This is a genomic window from Confluentibacter lentus (genome assembly GCF_002806995.1).
Taxonomy (GTDB): domain Bacteria; phylum Bacteroidota; class Bacteroidia; order Flavobacteriales; family Flavobacteriaceae; genus Confluentibacter; species Confluentibacter lentus.
The window spans coordinates 817,352-833,544 of the sequence record NZ_NIHE01000001.1; the positions used below are offsets into that span (position 1 = coordinate 817,352).

Genomic DNA, 16,193 nt, shown 5'->3' on the forward strand with positions numbered 1-16,193 from the left:
TCCTTAATTAAAATTTTAAGTTAATTCCTAATAAAAAGGTTTTGGCACTAGGATAAAACCCTTGGTCTATACCACCTCCAAGAGGCGCTCCGCTTGAGGCGGTAGGATCGAAACCTTTATATTCAGTAAGTGTGAATAAATTGCTTGCCGAAACATAAAGACGTAAATTGGTAATTCTAGAATCTTTAAACACATCGTCTGAAAATGTATAACCTAATTGTACATTTTGTAAACGAACAAAGGATCCATCTTCTACATAAAAATCTGAAAACAAGGTGTTTGGCGTTGCGCCGTTTGAAACCCTTGGAAACGAATTACTTGTTCCCTCACCTGTCCAACGGGCTAAATAAGAATTTGTTCTGTTGGTAAGTTGTTGACCACGTTCATAATTTCTAACAATTTCATTTCCAACAGATGCGAAGGCATAAGCAGCAAAATCGAAATTCTTATAATCCAAAGAGATATTAAGACCCATGGTAGCATCAGGTATAGGGCTACCAATATTAACCATGTCATCTTCGGTAATAAAACCATCTCCGTTTTGATCTACGTATTTAATATCTCCCGGCTCTGGTTGAATATCTCCAACAGCGGAAGCGTTTATTTCTGCTTGATTTTGAAAAATACCATCGGTTTTATAGCCGTGAAAATAACCTATTGGGAATCCAGCTTCCATTCTAGAAGGTGCTGGTTGACTGATGCCAAATCCACCTCCAATCAAAACACCTGTATTGGTATTTACATATAAAACTTCATTTTTAATATAAGTGACATTGTACTTAATGCTGAATTTAAAATTGTCGTTGAAATTATCAGCATAACCTATCGCGAATTCTAATCCTGTATTTTCAACCGTACCACCATTAACTACTGGCGCACCGCCTGTGCCAAGTAAACCTGATACTTCTGGAATAACCAATAAATCTTCTGTTCTTTTTTTAAAATAATCTGCTGTAATATCGAGCTTGTTATTTAAAAAACGCATATCCAAGCCAATATCAAACGTTTTTTGTTTTTCCCATCTAATTTCTGGGTTAGCAATACCCCCGCTGGCAGTACCAATATATTCTATGTCATCAAAAATATACGTTCCTTCTCCATTTAATAATGATATGTATCGGTAATCTGGAATTCTATCATTTCCTAAAATACCATAAGAAGCTCTTACTTTTAGTAAATCAATAAAACTGTTGTCTTTAAGAAAATCCTCATCTGAAACTACCCAGCCAATGGAGCCCGAAGGAAAGATACCAAATCTATTTTCTGGTCCAAATTTTGTTGAACCATCACGTCTAATAACGGCAGACAGTAAATATTTTCCTTTATAATCATACTGAAGTCTGGCAAAATAGGATAACAATCTAGAATCGAACGTAGGGTTTCTTCCTGTGAACCTATTGATGTTTTCAATGTCCTGAGCTTGTTCTAAATTGGCATAGGCCGCATTATTATTTATAATATCAAATCCTGTTGCTCCCGTAAACTCACCAGTAGTTTTAAATACCGATGTTCCTAAGAGGACATTGACATTATGTACATCATTAAATTTATTTTCATATTTAATAAAGGCATCAAAGGTGTAATCCCTAAAATAATTTAAACCTTCAAAAACACTGCTTCTGGCAACATTACTGTTTTTTCCGCTACCAAAATTAGCAATCGGATTAAACACATGTGATTTGACCTCTGAATAGTTAAATTGAATATTTGATTGTGCGGTAAAATGATCCAAGAAGTTATAAGATAATCCAGCATTTCCACTTAACCTTGCGACTTTTAATCTATCAAAAGTATCGTCGATTTGCGCTAGAGGATTAATAACTTCTCCTCCTAAACCTTCAGCTAATGTATATTTGCCGTCTTCATCATAAACCGAAAAGGTTGGTGCCATATTAATAGCGTTGAAAAGCACAGACGAATTTGAATTTTCTGGAAGATTCCTTTTATTGGTTCGCATTAAAGTAAGACCAGAAGTGAATTTAAAATTCTCTAAAAAGTCTAAGTTGTAACTTATATTATTTGTAAAACGTGTGAAGTTGGATTTGTTTCCACCTACAATACCATCTTGTGTTAAAAAAGAACCACTATAAGAGTAATAAGATTTTTTACCCCCACCTTTAAACATAATGTTGTGGTTTTGAATTGGTGCTGATTCAAAAACCAAATCTTGCCAATCTGTACCAACACCTAAACCCGATAAATTAGCAAAAGGCGGTGTGTTACCACCAGCTGCATAGGCTTCGTTAACAATGGCCGCATATTCGGTTGCATTTAAAACAGGAATTTTTCGAGTAGTTTGTTGAAAACCTCCATAACCATTATATTCAACCGTTAATGGCATTTCTTTACGACCCGTTTTGGTTTTTATAAGAATGACACCATTTGCAGCTCTAACACCATAAATACCAGCCGTAGCATCCTTAAGAATGTTTATGCTTTCAATATCGCTAGGGTTTAAAACACTTAAGTCTTCAATAACGTTGCCATCTACTAAAATTAAAGGCCTGCTATCTCCATTAGTAGACACACCTCTAATACTAATTGTCGAACCACCGCCAGGCGTACCAGATTGTGATGTAATATTGACTCCCGCTACTTGACCTTGAAGCGCTTGTTCAATTCGTGTTGGTTTTAAGGCTTCAATACTTTCGCTAGAGATAACACTAACGGCGCCGGTGATTTCCTTTTTGGTTTGTGTTCCATACCCAATGACCACAATTTCATCAAGTCTTGCGATATCTTCTTGAAGAGTAATGGTTAATTTTGAGTTATTGGTAATAAGTACCTCATTCGTTATATAGCCTATATAACTGAATGTTAATGTTGAACCAATTTCTACATCAGATAATGTAAAGTTGCCATCAAAATCAGAAACCACTCCTTTTGTTGTATTTTTAACTACAACATTTGCCCCAGGAATTGGGATTCCGCTTGCATCCTGAATTACTCCACTTACATCTATATTTTGGGCACCAGAATATGCAATAAAAAATAGAGTTAGAATTTTAAAGAGATAATGTCTCATATATTTTAGTTTTAGTTTGTATTAAAAATAAGTTGAATTGATTGATTTGTTAAATTTTGAACCGCAACAAAAAACATACATATTAAAAAACCGCCTGTTTTTTTAGTAAAATACCAATAAAACAGATGGTTTTTAAGAATAATATATTTACAAAACTTGATGGTTTAACTAACTGAAATTTGTTAATGTTGTGGTTTTGTATAGGTAAAAATCACACTTGTTGTGCTATTAAATTTTTAAAATATAATCTGTTAAGCTTGCATCGTGCTCTAAATTCATCTTTTTTCGCAGCCTATATCGCTTAACCTCAACACTTCTCGAAGATATGTTCAGTAGGGGAGCGATTTCTTTAGAAGATAAATTTAGCCTCAAGTAGGCACATAGACGCAAGTCGTTGGATGTTAAAGAAGGGTGATGCGTTTTTATTTTTTTAAGGAAATCTTTGTCAGCGTTATTAAAAGCCTCTTCAAAGGCATGCCAATCGTCAGTATTATTCAAATTTTTATCAATGATTCTAATAACCTGTTTTAAATTTTTATCGTCTCTCGTCTTTTGTAACTCTTTTTTAATAGTGTTTAAAAATTCATTTTTTTTGATTAGGCTCATGGTAGAATTATCCAATTCACGATTTTTATTTTCAATGTCTTGTCTTAACTTATCGTTATTAAATCGCATTAATTGCTCTTTATTTTCAAGCTCTTTTAATTCTAATTCTCTTTGTGTTTTGTGAAGTAATTTTTCCCTTTGCCTTTTATAATATTGTTTATAAATATTATGCATCAACAAAGAGAAAAGCAATATGAATAGTATGTACCCCACTATTGCTAGGTTGGAAATATACCAAGGCCTTTCTATAGTGAATTCATAGCGTTCTGTGTTTTCAGAAATTTGATTTCCTAAGCGAGATTTAACATAAAAAGTATAATTCCCATAAGGTAAATTTTCAAATAAGGCATTTGAATTAGTTGACCATTGACTCCATTCTTCATAAATACCGTTTAATTTAAATTGGTATTCTGGTATGTTATATTTTTCAAACTCGGGTGTACTAAATTCAAATTCAATATTATTTTCATTGCTTTTAAAATCACCTTTTAAAGATTTATCTATTAAATTGAATTTATAGCCATGCTTATAAGTACTTATGGAAATAGAGGTGATATTAACCTCAAAAGGTTTACTAATCATTTTGTCTAAGTCTATTAATATATAACCTTGAGAGGTCCCGTAGAGATATAAATTATCCTTTACATTCGTTATGTTTTCATAACCAGAAACATCGTTTCTTAAACTACTTGGCAATGAGATTTCATTAATATTAGGAATATTGCTTAACTTCCTGGGAGATACATAACTAACATTATAATTCGAAAAACTCCATAATTTATCAGATTCAGCATCTACAACCAGTTTTCCTGAAGTGAAGTCCTCTTTATTAAACAATTTACTATAAATAGTGTCTTTAATGAATTTTTGTTTATTTGTATCGTATTTAAAAACGCCTTCATCGTAAGCATATAAGATGTTTCCTTGATATTTTATAAGGCTTGATTTAGCACCTTTTGAAACCGATGTGTCTTGAACAACCGTTTTTACTTTCATTAAATCATCTTCTAACTTTATTCTAAAAACGCCTTTGTATTCATGACTGACAATAACTTCGTTTGTATTAAGCATTTCAAAATACCTACTAGAAATATCAAATCCATTAATTCTATTTTTTAGCTGCCATTTTCCATTAACTTTTTCAATAATATTTAAACCATTATAATTGCCTTGCAATAATAAATCATCTTTGCCATCAATTTTTTTTATCCCCCATGTTCCTTGAGCATCTATTACCAAAGTTGCCCCTTGACCTTCTACAATAAAAGTTCCAGAATTATGACCACAAAAAAGCGTGTTTTCTATAGTTGTTAAACACCAAACCGCGCCTTGTGTGCCTTCAATAAGTTTAAATTCATCTGTATTAGAATCTATTGGTTTATAAAACAACCCTTGATTGGTGCCTAGATATAAATAGCCATTAAAGTTTATGGAAGCATTAACAGAGCCAACATTTCCTTGCTGATCTTCATAAATCCTAAATGGTGATTTTATGTTTATACAATTAATACCATTCTCTAAGCCCAGCCATATATTATTTTCTACATCCTCAAAAACAGAAAGTACCGTATTATTACTTAAACCATTTGTTTGGTCTATTTGATAGTTAATATCTCCTTGAGGTGTTAAATGAATGATACCGTTTGAAACGCTTCCCAATAAAAAGCTTTTATCTTTTAATTGTATGCTACTATAAATTCTGATTTTAGACAATACATTATTAGCAGAAACCTCCCATTTTTTAAAGGCGTTATTTTTTAATTGATAAAACCCGTTATCCTCCGTTTGAAATAAAATATATCCATTATGATAAAAAATATTAACAAGTAAGTTTTCGTTTAAAATGCGATTATTTGAAATTAGTTTAGATTTTCCATTCACAATTTCATACACACCATCTTTAACACTTTGAAAATAAATACTTTCATTGACCTTAAACATTCTGTAGATGGTAGAATTGGTCTCAATGATTGAATAATTTTTGTTCTTTTGATTGAAAACATAAATTCTGCTCAAAGATTGAAATAAAATAAAATCGTCAATAGAAATAATTTTCCAAATTTCCTCATCATCTAAAAAGGAAATATTCAATTTTTTTGAAAGCGAGGTATATTCTAGTTTACCGTAATTATTTCTATTCCAATAACCAAATTCTCTATAGCTACCAGTATAAATGCTATTATCTATTACCTCTACCGAGCGTATGGTGCTTTGATTTAAAGAAGTATAAAGCGTCCATTTTGCTCCATTAAATTCTAAAAGCCCTTTATTGTTGGCCGCATAAATATATTTTCCTTTTGATTGTGATATTGACCAATTTTGATTTTCAGCTTTATAATCGGATGGTGAATAGACTTTAATAGGCGGTTGTTCTTGAGATTCTAATGAAACACAAGCACAAAATATAAAAAGAAAAAAAATTAGTTTGGTTGGCTTCAAAACAAAAACGGTTATGTCACTAATTTAATAAAAATAAGGTATTGTATTAACTAAAAGCATTATAAAACAAAAAACCCATGAAAAATTCCATGGGTTCGTGTTACTGTTTTAAACTCTTAAAAATCAATCCATCCGTTTTACACGGCCTCCAAGAACTTTGCTTTCGTTAATGGTTTCGGGTTTTCCATAAATAAAGACATCGCCACCAGCTCTAATTTTAATATCTAATACTTTTGATACATTTACATAGGCTTCTCCAGCGGCATTAATAGATACATCGGAGTTTTCAGCCTTAAGTGCTTCACCGTGAAAAATACCTCCTGTTAACAATGATACATTTTGCTTTTTAGTGATGCCACTAACTTTTATAATACCGCCTGTAACTGCTTTTACATTTATATAATTAACATCTACGGGAACATCTATATTAGCGCCTTCTTGGGCTTTTAAATCCATTTCAAATTGCTTAATAACATCTTTAGAATGTATTTTAGATCCTTCATTGGCGTCAATAACATCAATCTTGGTGTAGTACAGTTTCACTTTGGTGAAGTTGCCATCAAAAATTCTTGATAATTCCATTTTTATTTTAAGTACGCCATTTTTATTGTTTACCAAAACACTTTCGGCATGACCTCCTGTGATAACAATTTTATTGGCGTCCGATTTAATTAATTCAACTTCTATTAAATCGTACACTTTAAGTTCTTTAAAATCCCCAATGTTTTTTTCTATAGGGTTTTGAGCTATAACTATTGAAGTTATTAATATGGTGAAAATTGTAAATAAGCGTTTCATTTTTATTTTTTTTATTAGTTTATGATATAAACGTTACATATCAATAATTATTCCTTTATTTTAACAATGCTGACTGCTGTGCCCGTTACAGCAACCGTTGCATAATTAGTTGTTGTTAACTCAATGTCCATTTTTATACCTACTATAGCATTAGCGTTCAAATTTTTAGCATTGTTTGTTAGCTGTTGAAGTGCTTGTTCTTTGACTTCAGCAATATTCTCACTGATGGCCGCATAATATTTTTGCATATTGAACGTCATTTTCATCTTTTGCATATTTGTAACATGTCCAGAAACGATGCCTTTATATTCTATAATTCTATAACCTTCTACGGAATTTGTTGTCGTTAAAATCATAATTAAAATTTTAATTAATTAGTATAGCCATTTAAAAAGATGTTACGCTTGCTCATTATGTTTTCCTATTAAAATAAAATCGAGATGTTTTTTAACTAAATCAGCATTTTTAACTTTTACAATAACTTCGTCACCAAGTTGGTACATTATTTTTGTATGCCTTCCTATCATGGCATATTGTTGTTGGTCAAAAGCATATTGGTCATCTTTCATATCGCGAACACTAACCATACCTTCACATTTATTGGCTATAATTTCTACATAAATGCCCCAATCGGTCACACCGGAAATAACACCAATAAAGTTTTCATCTTTATGGTCTTGCATGAATTTAATCTGCATATACTTAATAGAATCCCGTTCTGCTTTTGTAGCCAAATTTTCCATGCTACTTGAATGTTGACATTTTTCTTCATAAAGGGCTTCATTAACTGATTTTCCGCCATCTAAATAATGTTGCAACAAGCGATGTGACATCACATCAGGATACCGTCGAATTGGTGATGTAAAATGACTATAATAATCAAAAGCCAAACCATAATGTCCTATATTTTGTGTGGAGTATTCAGCTTTACTCATGCTTCTAATAGTAAGTGTATCTACTAAATTTTGTTCTTTTTTTCCAACCACATCCTGTAATAAATAATTAAGGGATGCTGTGGTAGTTTTTTTATCTTTAAAATTGAGTTTATAACCAAATTTAGAGACAATACTTTGAAGATTGGCTAATTTACTTTCATCCGGTTCATCATGTATACGATATACAAATGTTTTTTTAACCGACTGTTTTCCAACATATTCTGATACTTTTCTATTAGCTAACAACATAAACTCTTCAATAAGTTTATTAGCATCTTTACTTGATTTAAAGAACACACCAATTGGATTGGCGTTTTCATCCAAATCAAATTTAACTTCCACTTTATCAAAGGAAATAGCACCAGCACTCATGCGTTTTTGACGCATTATTTTAGCTAAAGCATCCATTTTTATAATAGCTTCAGCAATATCTGGTGATGTATTATATGTTTCACCTGTTAGTGAAACTTCTTTTGGAATTGTGGTATTGATTGATGCGATTCCTGCCTTCGCAGGAATGACAAAACCAACATTATTCTCAATAACTGCTTGAGCTTCTTCATACGCAAAACGAGCATCGCTATAAGTTACGGTCCTTCCAAACCATTCGTTTTTTATCTCCGCTTTATCATTCATTTGAAACACTGCCGAAAACGTAAATTTTTCCTCTTTTGGTCTTAATGAACACGCATTATTTGATAAAATTTCAGGTAACATAGGTACCACTCTATCTACTAAATATACCGAAGTGCCACGTTGATACGCTTCTTCATCTAAAATAGTGCCTTCTTTTACATAGTGAGAAACATCGGCAATATGAATGCCTATTTCATATAAACCATTGTCCAATACTTTAAAAGACAAGGCATCATCAAAATCCTTTGCATCCTTTGGATCTATCGTAAACGTTAAATCTTGGCGCATATCCCGTCGATTTGCTATCTCTACAGTAGTAATTGAAGTATCTATATTATTAGCAAAATCTTCTACTTCTTGTGGAAATTCATAAGGCAAACCATATTCCGCTAAAATGGAATGTATTTCTGTATTATGATCCCCAGGTTTCCCAAGTACTTGAATCACTTTTCCATAGGGTGAATCGGCATTCTCTGGCCAATCTTCCAATTTTACCAAAACCTTATCACCATCTTCGGCTTTAAAGGTTTTATTAATTGGAATAAAAATGTCTTTATACATTTTATTGCTATCTGCAATCACAAAAGCATAATTATTATGAAGTTGGATAACGCCTACATACTCACTTTTTTCACGATTTATAACTTTAGTGATTTCACCTTCCATACGGCCTTGTTTACGACGTTTGTAAACATAGAATTCTACTTCATCACCATGTAGTGCTTTATTAATATTGTTGGAGGCCACAAACACATCTTCATCAAAATCATCTGAAATAATATATCCTGTTCCTTTACCAGATAAATCTAATTTACCTGTATGGTATTCTGCAGTAAAAATAGCTTTGTATTTGCCACGTTCTACTTCTTCAATTTCTTTTTTAGCGTGTAATTCGTGAAGTTTTTTTATAATTTGATTTCTGCTACTGGCATCATCTACACCAAGTTTAGCCGCAATTTGTTTATAATTGTATGATTGATTTTTGTCTTTTTTTAAAATACTTAAAATCGTATTTGTGAGGTTGGCAATCCCTTTATTGGATTTTCCTTTTTTCTTTCTTGTCATTTAAATTTTGTAATCGTTTTCTTTTCCTAAGATACTGGAAATTCTTTTATCAAATAGCGTTTTAAAGGAGAAGTATTTGCTATTTATTGACACAAAGTTACAACATAAAATTTAAATCATGTTTTCTAAATGTTAATTCATAAAAAAATACATTACTTTATATACGCTTTTTAAAAAAATTTAAATAATTACTCTATAATAACTTTTTTTGCCGATTTTCCTTTATCTGTTACTATTTCAATAAAATACATACCGCTTTTTAAATTGTCAGTATTTATTTTTAATTCTTTAGTTGAATATAAATATTGGCTTAAGCTATTATAAATATTAATTTGTTTTAATTCTAAACCTTGGTTTAAGTTAATATTTAATTCTTCTTTAACTGGGTTTGGATACATTGAAAAATAATCTTTATTAAAACTTTCGGTTGATAAAACTGCACTTAAATCATAAACACGAACATGACCTGAATCTAAGCCATTACCATCATTAAATCTTGAACCAATTGCAAGTTTAGAACCATTTGAAGATAATGATACACTATAACCAAATTGATCAACAGCGGCTTCTCCATTTATATCTACTCCAATTTGATTCCATAATGTTCCATTCCATTTAAAAACACGAGCATGTCCTGCTAAAGATCCATTATCTGAATTTCTAGTTGCTCCTATAGCTACTATTGTTCCATCTCCTGATATTGATACTCCAAAACCAGATGAATTATCAGCAGCTTTTCCATCTATGTCTTGTCCTAGCTGTACCCATGAAGTTCCATTCCATTGATAAACCCTAACATGTCCTGCTCCTGCTCCATTCCCATCGTTTCCTGTTGCACCTATAGCTACTATATCACCATTACTAGATAGCGATAATCTAATTCCAGATAAATCATCTGCAGCCTCTCCATCTATATCTTGTCCTAACTGTACCCATGAAGTTCCATTCCATTCATAAATCCTAGTATGCCCTGAAGCAGATCCATTCCCATTATTTCCATAAGCACCTATTGCTACTATTGAGCCATCAGAAGATAAAGAAATACCCCAACCTGTTTGATCATTAGCAGCTTCTCCATCTATATCTTGTCCTAATTTAATCCATGTAGTTCCATTCCATTGATAAACCCTAGTATGTCCAGAGTTAGATCCATTCCCATCGTTATTAGGTGCAGCAATAGCTACTATTGTACCATCAGATGATAAAGATAAATTATATCCTGAATAATCATTAGCAGCTTCCCCATCTATATCTTGTCCTAACTGTACCCATGAAGTTCCATTCCATTGATAAACCCTAACATGTCCAGAATCTACTCCATTTCCATTATTAAATGCTCCTCCTATTGCTACTACATTACCATTACTAGATATTGAAATAGAAAAACCAAAAAAATCATCTACTGCTTCTCCATTTATATCTTGTCCTTTTTGAGACCATGAAGTTCCATTCCATTCATATATTCTTGCATGTCCTGAATTTGATCCATTTCCATCATTTCTAGGAGCACCAATAGCAACTATATTACTATCTGATGACATTGATATAGACCAACCTGATTGATCATCTACTGCTTCTCCATCTATATCTTGTCCTAATTTTGTTTGTGAATACATTAAAAAAGGAAGCATTAATAAAATAAGTAAAAGTTTTTTCATAAGTTTTGGTTGTTTAAAATTTTAATAAATATATTAATAAAATAAAAAAAAATTAAAAAATATAGATAAAAGTAAAATAAGTCAAAATATAACATTTTATATAGTTATCCACATTCTAAATAATATTAATAAATCTTTTAAATTTTAAAAAATTAAAATGGTGATTATTATAGTTTGTTAATATGTTCAATAACTTTTTAAATATTTGTTTTGATTTTAAGTTATTGATTTTTTTTTAGATAGTAATTAACATCTTTTATTTTCTTAATAGCTTTAAAATAAGCCTTTTTATTTTTTCTATTAACAATGGTTTAGAACGGTTGCTAACATCTTTTTTTAATAAGTATTTTTTTAATTTCTTCTTATAAAAGCCCTTTTATACGCTTATAACTTAACAAGAAATTTACATTAACTTATTTGCATGTTAACTAAAGGTTATGGATTAGAAAAATAAATGGATTATCATTGTTTTTCTTTTAAAAACTAATCAACACTTATTAACAACTAATGAGTATTTTAATACACACTCTATTTAATTATAATTTAAAAGTAAAATCATTTAAATACCAATTAAGTGATTATCATCGTTATTTCGTAACTTTGTTATATAAAATTAATAACAAAATCATGACAATATCTATAGGAAATGATCACGCAGGCACGGATTATAAATTTGCTATAAAAGAGTATTTAGAGGCTAAAGGATATACTGTTATTAACCATGGAACGGATGCTAATAATAGTGTGGATTATGCAGATTTTGTGCATCCCGTGGCAGAGGATGTTGAAAACAAAAAAGCCACTTACGGTATTTTAATTTGTGGTAGTGCTAATGGTGTGGCTATAACAGCTAATAAACACCAAAAAATCCGGGCCGGTTTGGCTTGGAACAAGGAAATTGTTCAATTGGTTCGTGGCCATAATAATGCTAATGTATTGTGCATTCCTGCTCGTTTTACAGCTATTCACCAAGCGGTAGAAATGGTTGAAACATTTTTAAATACTGAATTTGAAGGTGGTCGCCACCAAACACGGATAGATAAAATACCATTATCTTGCTAAATGGGTCTTTCACATACGCATACCCACTCCCATAATAGTAAAAAGGATAAAAACCTTTTCATCTCTATTTTATTAAATATTGTTATTACAGTTGCGCAAATAATAGGAGGTGTACTATCAGGAAGTTTGGCGTTGTTGAGTGATGCGCTTCATAATTTTAGTGATGTTTTATCATTAGTAGTTAGTTATGTTGCTTCTAAATTAGCTAAGAAAAAAGCGTCCCCAGATAAAACCTTTGGATACAAACGGGCCGAAATTTTAGCAGCTTTTGTCAACGCCTCTACATTGGTTATTGTGGCGGTGTTATTAATCATTGAAGCTATCAAACGTTTTAAAAATCCTGAAGAAATAGAAACCGGATTGGTAATTTGGTTATCGTTTATAGCCATTATTGCAAATGGTGCCAGTGTGTTGCTTTTAAAAGCAGATTCAAAAAATAATATCAATGTGAAGTCGGCTTATGTACACTTATTAACAGACATGTTGGCAAGTGTTGCTGTTTTAATTGGCGGATTGCTAATGAAATTTTATGAAGTGTATTGGGTAGATAGTGTATTGACCTTGTTGATTGCTATTTATTTAATTGTAGTAGGATTTAGCTTATTAAGAACATCTACGCGTATATTGATGTTATTTACCCCAGATCACATCAATATAAAAGAGGTTGTGAATGCTGTGAATAATATCCCTAAAGTTAATAAACTGCACCATGTTCATATTTGGGGGCTGAATGATGATGAATTTCATTTGGAAGCACATTTAGATTTTACGGAAGATATAACGATTTCTGAATTTGATGCTATTTTAGATGATATAGAAACGTTGTTACACGATGATTTTAACATTAACCACGTCACTATTCAACCGGAATTCAATAAACAAGACCCTAAAGAAATCATTATTCAAGATTAATGTTGAAAATTGTCATCAAACCTTTTTCTGAATTATCTACCCAAGAATTGTACGCTATTTTGCAATTAAGAAGCGAAGTTTTTGTAGTTGAACAAGATTGTGTTTACCAAGATATAGATGGAAAAGACCAAAAGGCCATTCATGTTTTAGGTGTTAAAAACGATAAGGTTGTGGCTTACACGCGCATTTTTAAACCAGGCGATTATTTTGAATATGCCAGCATTGGCAGGGTTGTGGTTGCTAAATCCGAAAGACAGCATAAATATGGTTATGATATCATGAACGCCTCCATGAATACCATTGAAAAAGAATTTAAAGAAGACACTATCAAAATTTCCGCTCAGGCGTATTTAAAAGGCTTTTACAAGAATCTAGGCTTTAAACAAATAGGGGAGGCGTACCTTGAAGATAATATTCCACATATTGCTATGATAAGACAGTAAAAACTGAAATTTTTTTCGCGACTCGCTTCGCGAGATTTAATATAAACCAGCGGTCTTTTTTTAGTTAAAATAAAAAAATGCTTTAAGTAAAAGTGATAGAATCTTTTTAGCGCTTTAAAGTAAAATGTCCTTTTATAGTTTCTCCTGTATTCAATGTAATAGCATACCAATAATCATTACTTTCCAATAATCGGCCTCTATAAGTACCGTTCCAACCTTCAGCATTTGGTTGTAGCGATTTTAAAAGTTTACCATATCTGTCATAAATCTTAATAGTATTTATGGCATTGGAATTATCTAAGACCTGCCAATAATCGTGGCTTCCATCATTATTAGGGGTAAAGAATTTTGGAATGTAATAATCGCTGGCCGTTATAATAACATTAAAGCTAGATTCATTACTATAGCAATTGACCTGATTATAAATATAAATTGTTTGCGAATTTGCAATAATATCTCCTGCATTCAAGCTAGTTCCATTACCATTAGGTTGTGTAAAATAATATCCGTTATTAATTACAGGAAGCGTATAAGACATGCCAATAAAATCATTTAAAGTATCTACGGGAGGTGTTGTGTTACCAAATGCATCACATTGTGCTTGGGAAGTCACAAAATTTGAAGCTGCATCAATATTGGTCCAGTTTGCGTTACTATAAGCGATATTATCTACAAAAATACAAGACAGGTTAGGGTTGTTGTTGGAATTATAGTTTACAATATTGCTATTGTTTCCGTTTCTAATGTTTAAGTAACAAAGGTTGTTATTGCCAGCTCCAAACTCTCTTAAATTACTGTTTCTAGTAAGGTCAAGAGATGTTATGTTGTTAAAGTCACAAAAAAAACTATCCAAGAGCAAATTATTACTCACATCTAAACTTGTAATTAAATTTCTTGAACACCACAACTGTTCTAATAGGGGGTTGTTACTGACATTTAATGAGGAAACTTGGGTCTGACTAAAAGTAAGCCTTTGCAATACAAGGTTATTAGTAACGTTTAAATCATTTATTGGAATTCTTGCACAAAACAAGGTCGATAATCTTGTGTTTTGGGTTAAATCTAATGAGGTTATTAAATTATCTCCACAGGCAAGATATTGTAAATCAATATTGGTTGATGTATTTAAGGTTGTCAATGAATTATAGCCAATACTAAGATAGAAAAGAGACAGATTATTAGATATGTCTATGTTGGTTAGTTGATTGTTTTCACAAGATAAAACAGTCAAAGCCGTATTGGCTGTAACATCTAAATTATTTATAGGATTGTCGTCTGTAATTAGAGAAATTAATTGTGTATTGTTGGAAACATCTAGGCTATTGAGCTGATTTTCTTCAACCCATAAAATATTTAAAAGCGTGTTTTGTGAGGTATCTAAGGTTGTTAATTGGTTATTTCTACAAAATAATTGGGTCAGGTTTGTATTTTGTGTTACATCTAAACTTGTTAAATTATTTTGGTCGCAATTAAGAGTTGATAGCGCGGCAAAATCTTCAATACCTGTTAAGTCAGAAATATTTAAATTGTTAACATCCAAATCTGTGATGGCACTTATATTTGCGGTAGGAACATAATCATCTAGAGCACCAAAATCTAAGCCTAAATCTATTAACGCTTGTTCAAAATTATCATCTGGAACAAAGGTGTTTTGAGCTGTGCCAACAAAGTAAGTTAGCGTTATTATGACAAGAGAGATAACCGTTTTTATATCCAAACAGACCTTGTTTATTTTACACTAACCGATTTATCCACATGGGTTATTAGTATTTCCACGCGTCTATCCTGTTCTGGGTCGCCTCCCAAAGGAAATTTCCGGCGCATGCCCACATAGCGCATTCTTTTTTTGTCAATACCTTTTTTTACAAAAAAATCATAGACGAACTTGGCTCTAGCTTCAGAGAGGTTTTGCTTTTTTGTTTTTCTGTCAATCGCATCCCGACTGTATTGCGTACAGCACACATGTCCTTGAATCGTAAAATATACGTCGTCTCGTTCCACTAAAGATTTGGCAATATTTTCTAAAACTTTTTTAGATTCGGGCATTAAAATCGTATAGCCCGTTTTAAATAAAAGGTTTTCAAAAACAATCTTATCGCCCACTTTTATATCGCCTTTTATAAGTTCTGCGGCATCTTTCTTTTTCTCTTCAACCACAATAGGAGGAACTTCTTTAGCTACAGGCGCTTTTTCTTTGACGATGATTTCAACTTTTCTATTGAGCCCTCTAATCTTTACAACATCCTTTTCTTCTACGATTCTTAATAAAATCTGACCTTTTCCATCCACGTTTGAAATCAAGGATTCGCTTATTTCATTATTGGCAAAAACAGCTCTAATGGCATCAGCACGTTGTTGTGAAAGTTTTAAATTATAAGCGGGCGCGCCAACATCATCGCAAAAACCATATATGGCAATGGATTCTATATCCATGTCCGCTATATTTGAAATAAAAAGCAATAGCCGACTTTCTTCGGTAGTGGGAATATCATATTTATCAGTCTCAAAATAAACTTCTTGTTTTAATTCCTTTTGAGAAAAAACAAACAAACAGTTAAAAAGTGTTACTATAAAAAAAATATGCCTATTCATTTATTTGGGAGTGGAATATCTT

The 16,193-nt window shown here is 31.7% G+C and carries 11 protein-coding genes; 3 read left to right on the forward strand and 8 right to left on the reverse strand.

Annotated elements, in window-relative coordinates; translation table 11 throughout:
- Positions 1-7: 7 nt before the first annotated feature.
- From CDH50_RS03665 to CDH50_RS03690, 6 genes are all read right to left on the reverse strand, one after another.
- The gene (locus tag CDH50_RS03665) at positions 8-3,025 is read right to left on the reverse strand and encodes a SusC/RagA family TonB-linked outer membrane protein (RefSeq protein ID WP_100610509.1); all 3,018 of its coding nucleotides are present in this window, start codon (positions 3,023-3,025) and stop codon (positions 8-10) included.
- A 228-nt stretch (positions 3,026-3,253) separates the two neighbouring features.
- Positions 3,254-6,070 carry a helix-turn-helix and ligand-binding sensor domain-containing protein gene (locus tag CDH50_RS03670; RefSeq protein ID WP_232731949.1) on the reverse strand — a complete coding sequence of 939 codons (2,817 nt, stop codon included), beginning with the start codon at positions 6,068-6,070 and terminating at the stop codon, positions 3,254-3,256.
- 123 nt (positions 6,071-6,193) lie between these two features.
- Positions 6,194-6,868 (reverse strand): head GIN domain-containing protein, encoded by a 675-nt coding sequence (locus CDH50_RS03675; protein WP_100610510.1) that lies wholly within the window; start codon positions 6,866-6,868, stop codon positions 6,194-6,196.
- 47 nt (positions 6,869-6,915) lie between these two features.
- Positions 6,916-7,224, reverse strand: a complete 309-nt coding sequence (locus tag CDH50_RS03680; RefSeq protein ID WP_100610511.1) for a heavy metal-binding domain-containing protein — start codon at positions 7,222-7,224, stop codon at positions 6,916-6,918.
- Between the two features lie 42 nt (positions 7,225-7,266).
- Positions 7,267-9,504: a ribonuclease R family protein gene (locus tag CDH50_RS03685; protein ID WP_100610512.1), complete on the reverse strand. Its 2,238-nt coding sequence runs from the start codon at positions 9,502-9,504 to the stop codon at positions 7,267-7,269.
- A gap of 188 nt (positions 9,505-9,692) precedes the next feature.
- Positions 9,693-11,162: a T9SS type A sorting domain-containing protein gene (locus CDH50_RS03690; protein WP_100610513.1), complete on the reverse strand. Its 1,470-nt coding sequence runs from the start codon at positions 11,160-11,162 to the stop codon at positions 9,693-9,695.
- 627 nt (positions 11,163-11,789) lie between these two features.
- On the opposite strand from CDH50_RS03690, the gene rpiB reads away from it, so the two are divergent.
- From rpiB to CDH50_RS03705, 3 genes are read left to right on the forward strand one after another with little or no spacing between them, the layout of a single operon-like run.
- Positions 11,790-12,224, forward strand: coding sequence for a ribose 5-phosphate isomerase B (gene rpiB / locus CDH50_RS03695; protein WP_100610514.1), 435 nt, complete (start codon positions 11,790-11,792; stop codon positions 12,222-12,224).
- Complete coding sequence (locus CDH50_RS03700; RefSeq protein ID WP_100610515.1) at positions 12,225-13,136, forward strand: cation diffusion facilitator family transporter; 912 nt, start codon at positions 12,225-12,227, stop codon at positions 13,134-13,136.
- Entirely contained in the window at positions 13,136-13,579 is a 444-nt protein-coding gene (locus CDH50_RS03705; RefSeq protein ID WP_100610516.1) for a GNAT family N-acetyltransferase, read from the forward strand. The genes CDH50_RS03700 and CDH50_RS03705 overlap by 1 nt, the downstream gene beginning before the upstream one ends.
- Positions 13,580-13,685: 106 nt before the next feature.
- On the opposite strand, the gene CDH50_RS03710 is transcribed toward CDH50_RS03705, so the two are convergent.
- Together CDH50_RS03710 and CDH50_RS03715 are read right to left on the reverse strand one after the other, a co-directional pair.
- Positions 13,686-15,296 (reverse strand): T9SS type B sorting domain-containing protein, encoded by a 1,611-nt coding sequence (locus CDH50_RS03710; RefSeq protein ID WP_100610517.1) that lies wholly within the window; start codon positions 15,294-15,296, stop codon positions 13,686-13,688.
- Positions 15,297-15,307: 11 nt separating this feature from the next.
- Positions 15,308-16,171 (reverse strand): OmpA family protein, encoded by an 864-nt coding sequence (locus CDH50_RS03715; RefSeq protein ID WP_100610518.1) that lies wholly within the window; start codon positions 16,169-16,171, stop codon positions 15,308-15,310.
- Between the last annotated feature and the right edge of the window lie 22 nt (positions 16,172-16,193).

Bases quoted from the DNA above. Each gene is read 5' to 3' on its own strand.
- CDH50_RS03665 (WP_100610509.1), bottom strand. From the start codon at position 3,025: ATGAGACATTATCTCTTTAAAATTCTAACTCTATTTTTTATTGCATAT.
- CDH50_RS03675 (WP_100610510.1), bottom strand. From the start codon at position 6,868: ATGAAACGCTTATTTACAATTTTCACCATATTAATAACTTCAATAGTT.
- CDH50_RS03680 (WP_100610511.1), bottom strand. From the start codon at position 7,224: ATGATTTTAACGACAACAAATTCCGTAGAAGGTTATAGAATTATAGAA.
- CDH50_RS03685 (WP_100610512.1), bottom strand. From the start codon at position 9,504: ATGACAAGAAAGAAAAAAGGAAAATCCAATAAAGGGATTGCCAACCTC.
- CDH50_RS03690 (WP_100610513.1), bottom strand. From the start codon at position 11,162: ATGAAAAAACTTTTACTTATTTTATTAATGCTTCCTTTTTTAATGTAT.
- rpiB (WP_100610514.1), top strand. From the start codon at position 11,790: ATGACAATATCTATAGGAAATGATCACGCAGGCACGGATTATAAATTT.
- CDH50_RS03700 (WP_100610515.1), top strand. From the start codon at position 12,225: ATGGGTCTTTCACATACGCATACCCACTCCCATAATAGTAAAAAGGAT.
- CDH50_RS03705 (WP_100610516.1), top strand. From the start codon at position 13,136: ATGTTGAAAATTGTCATCAAACCTTTTTCTGAATTATCTACCCAAGAA.
- CDH50_RS03715 (WP_100610518.1), bottom strand. From the start codon at position 16,171: ATGAATAGGCATATTTTTTTTATAGTAACACTTTTTAACTGTTTGTTT.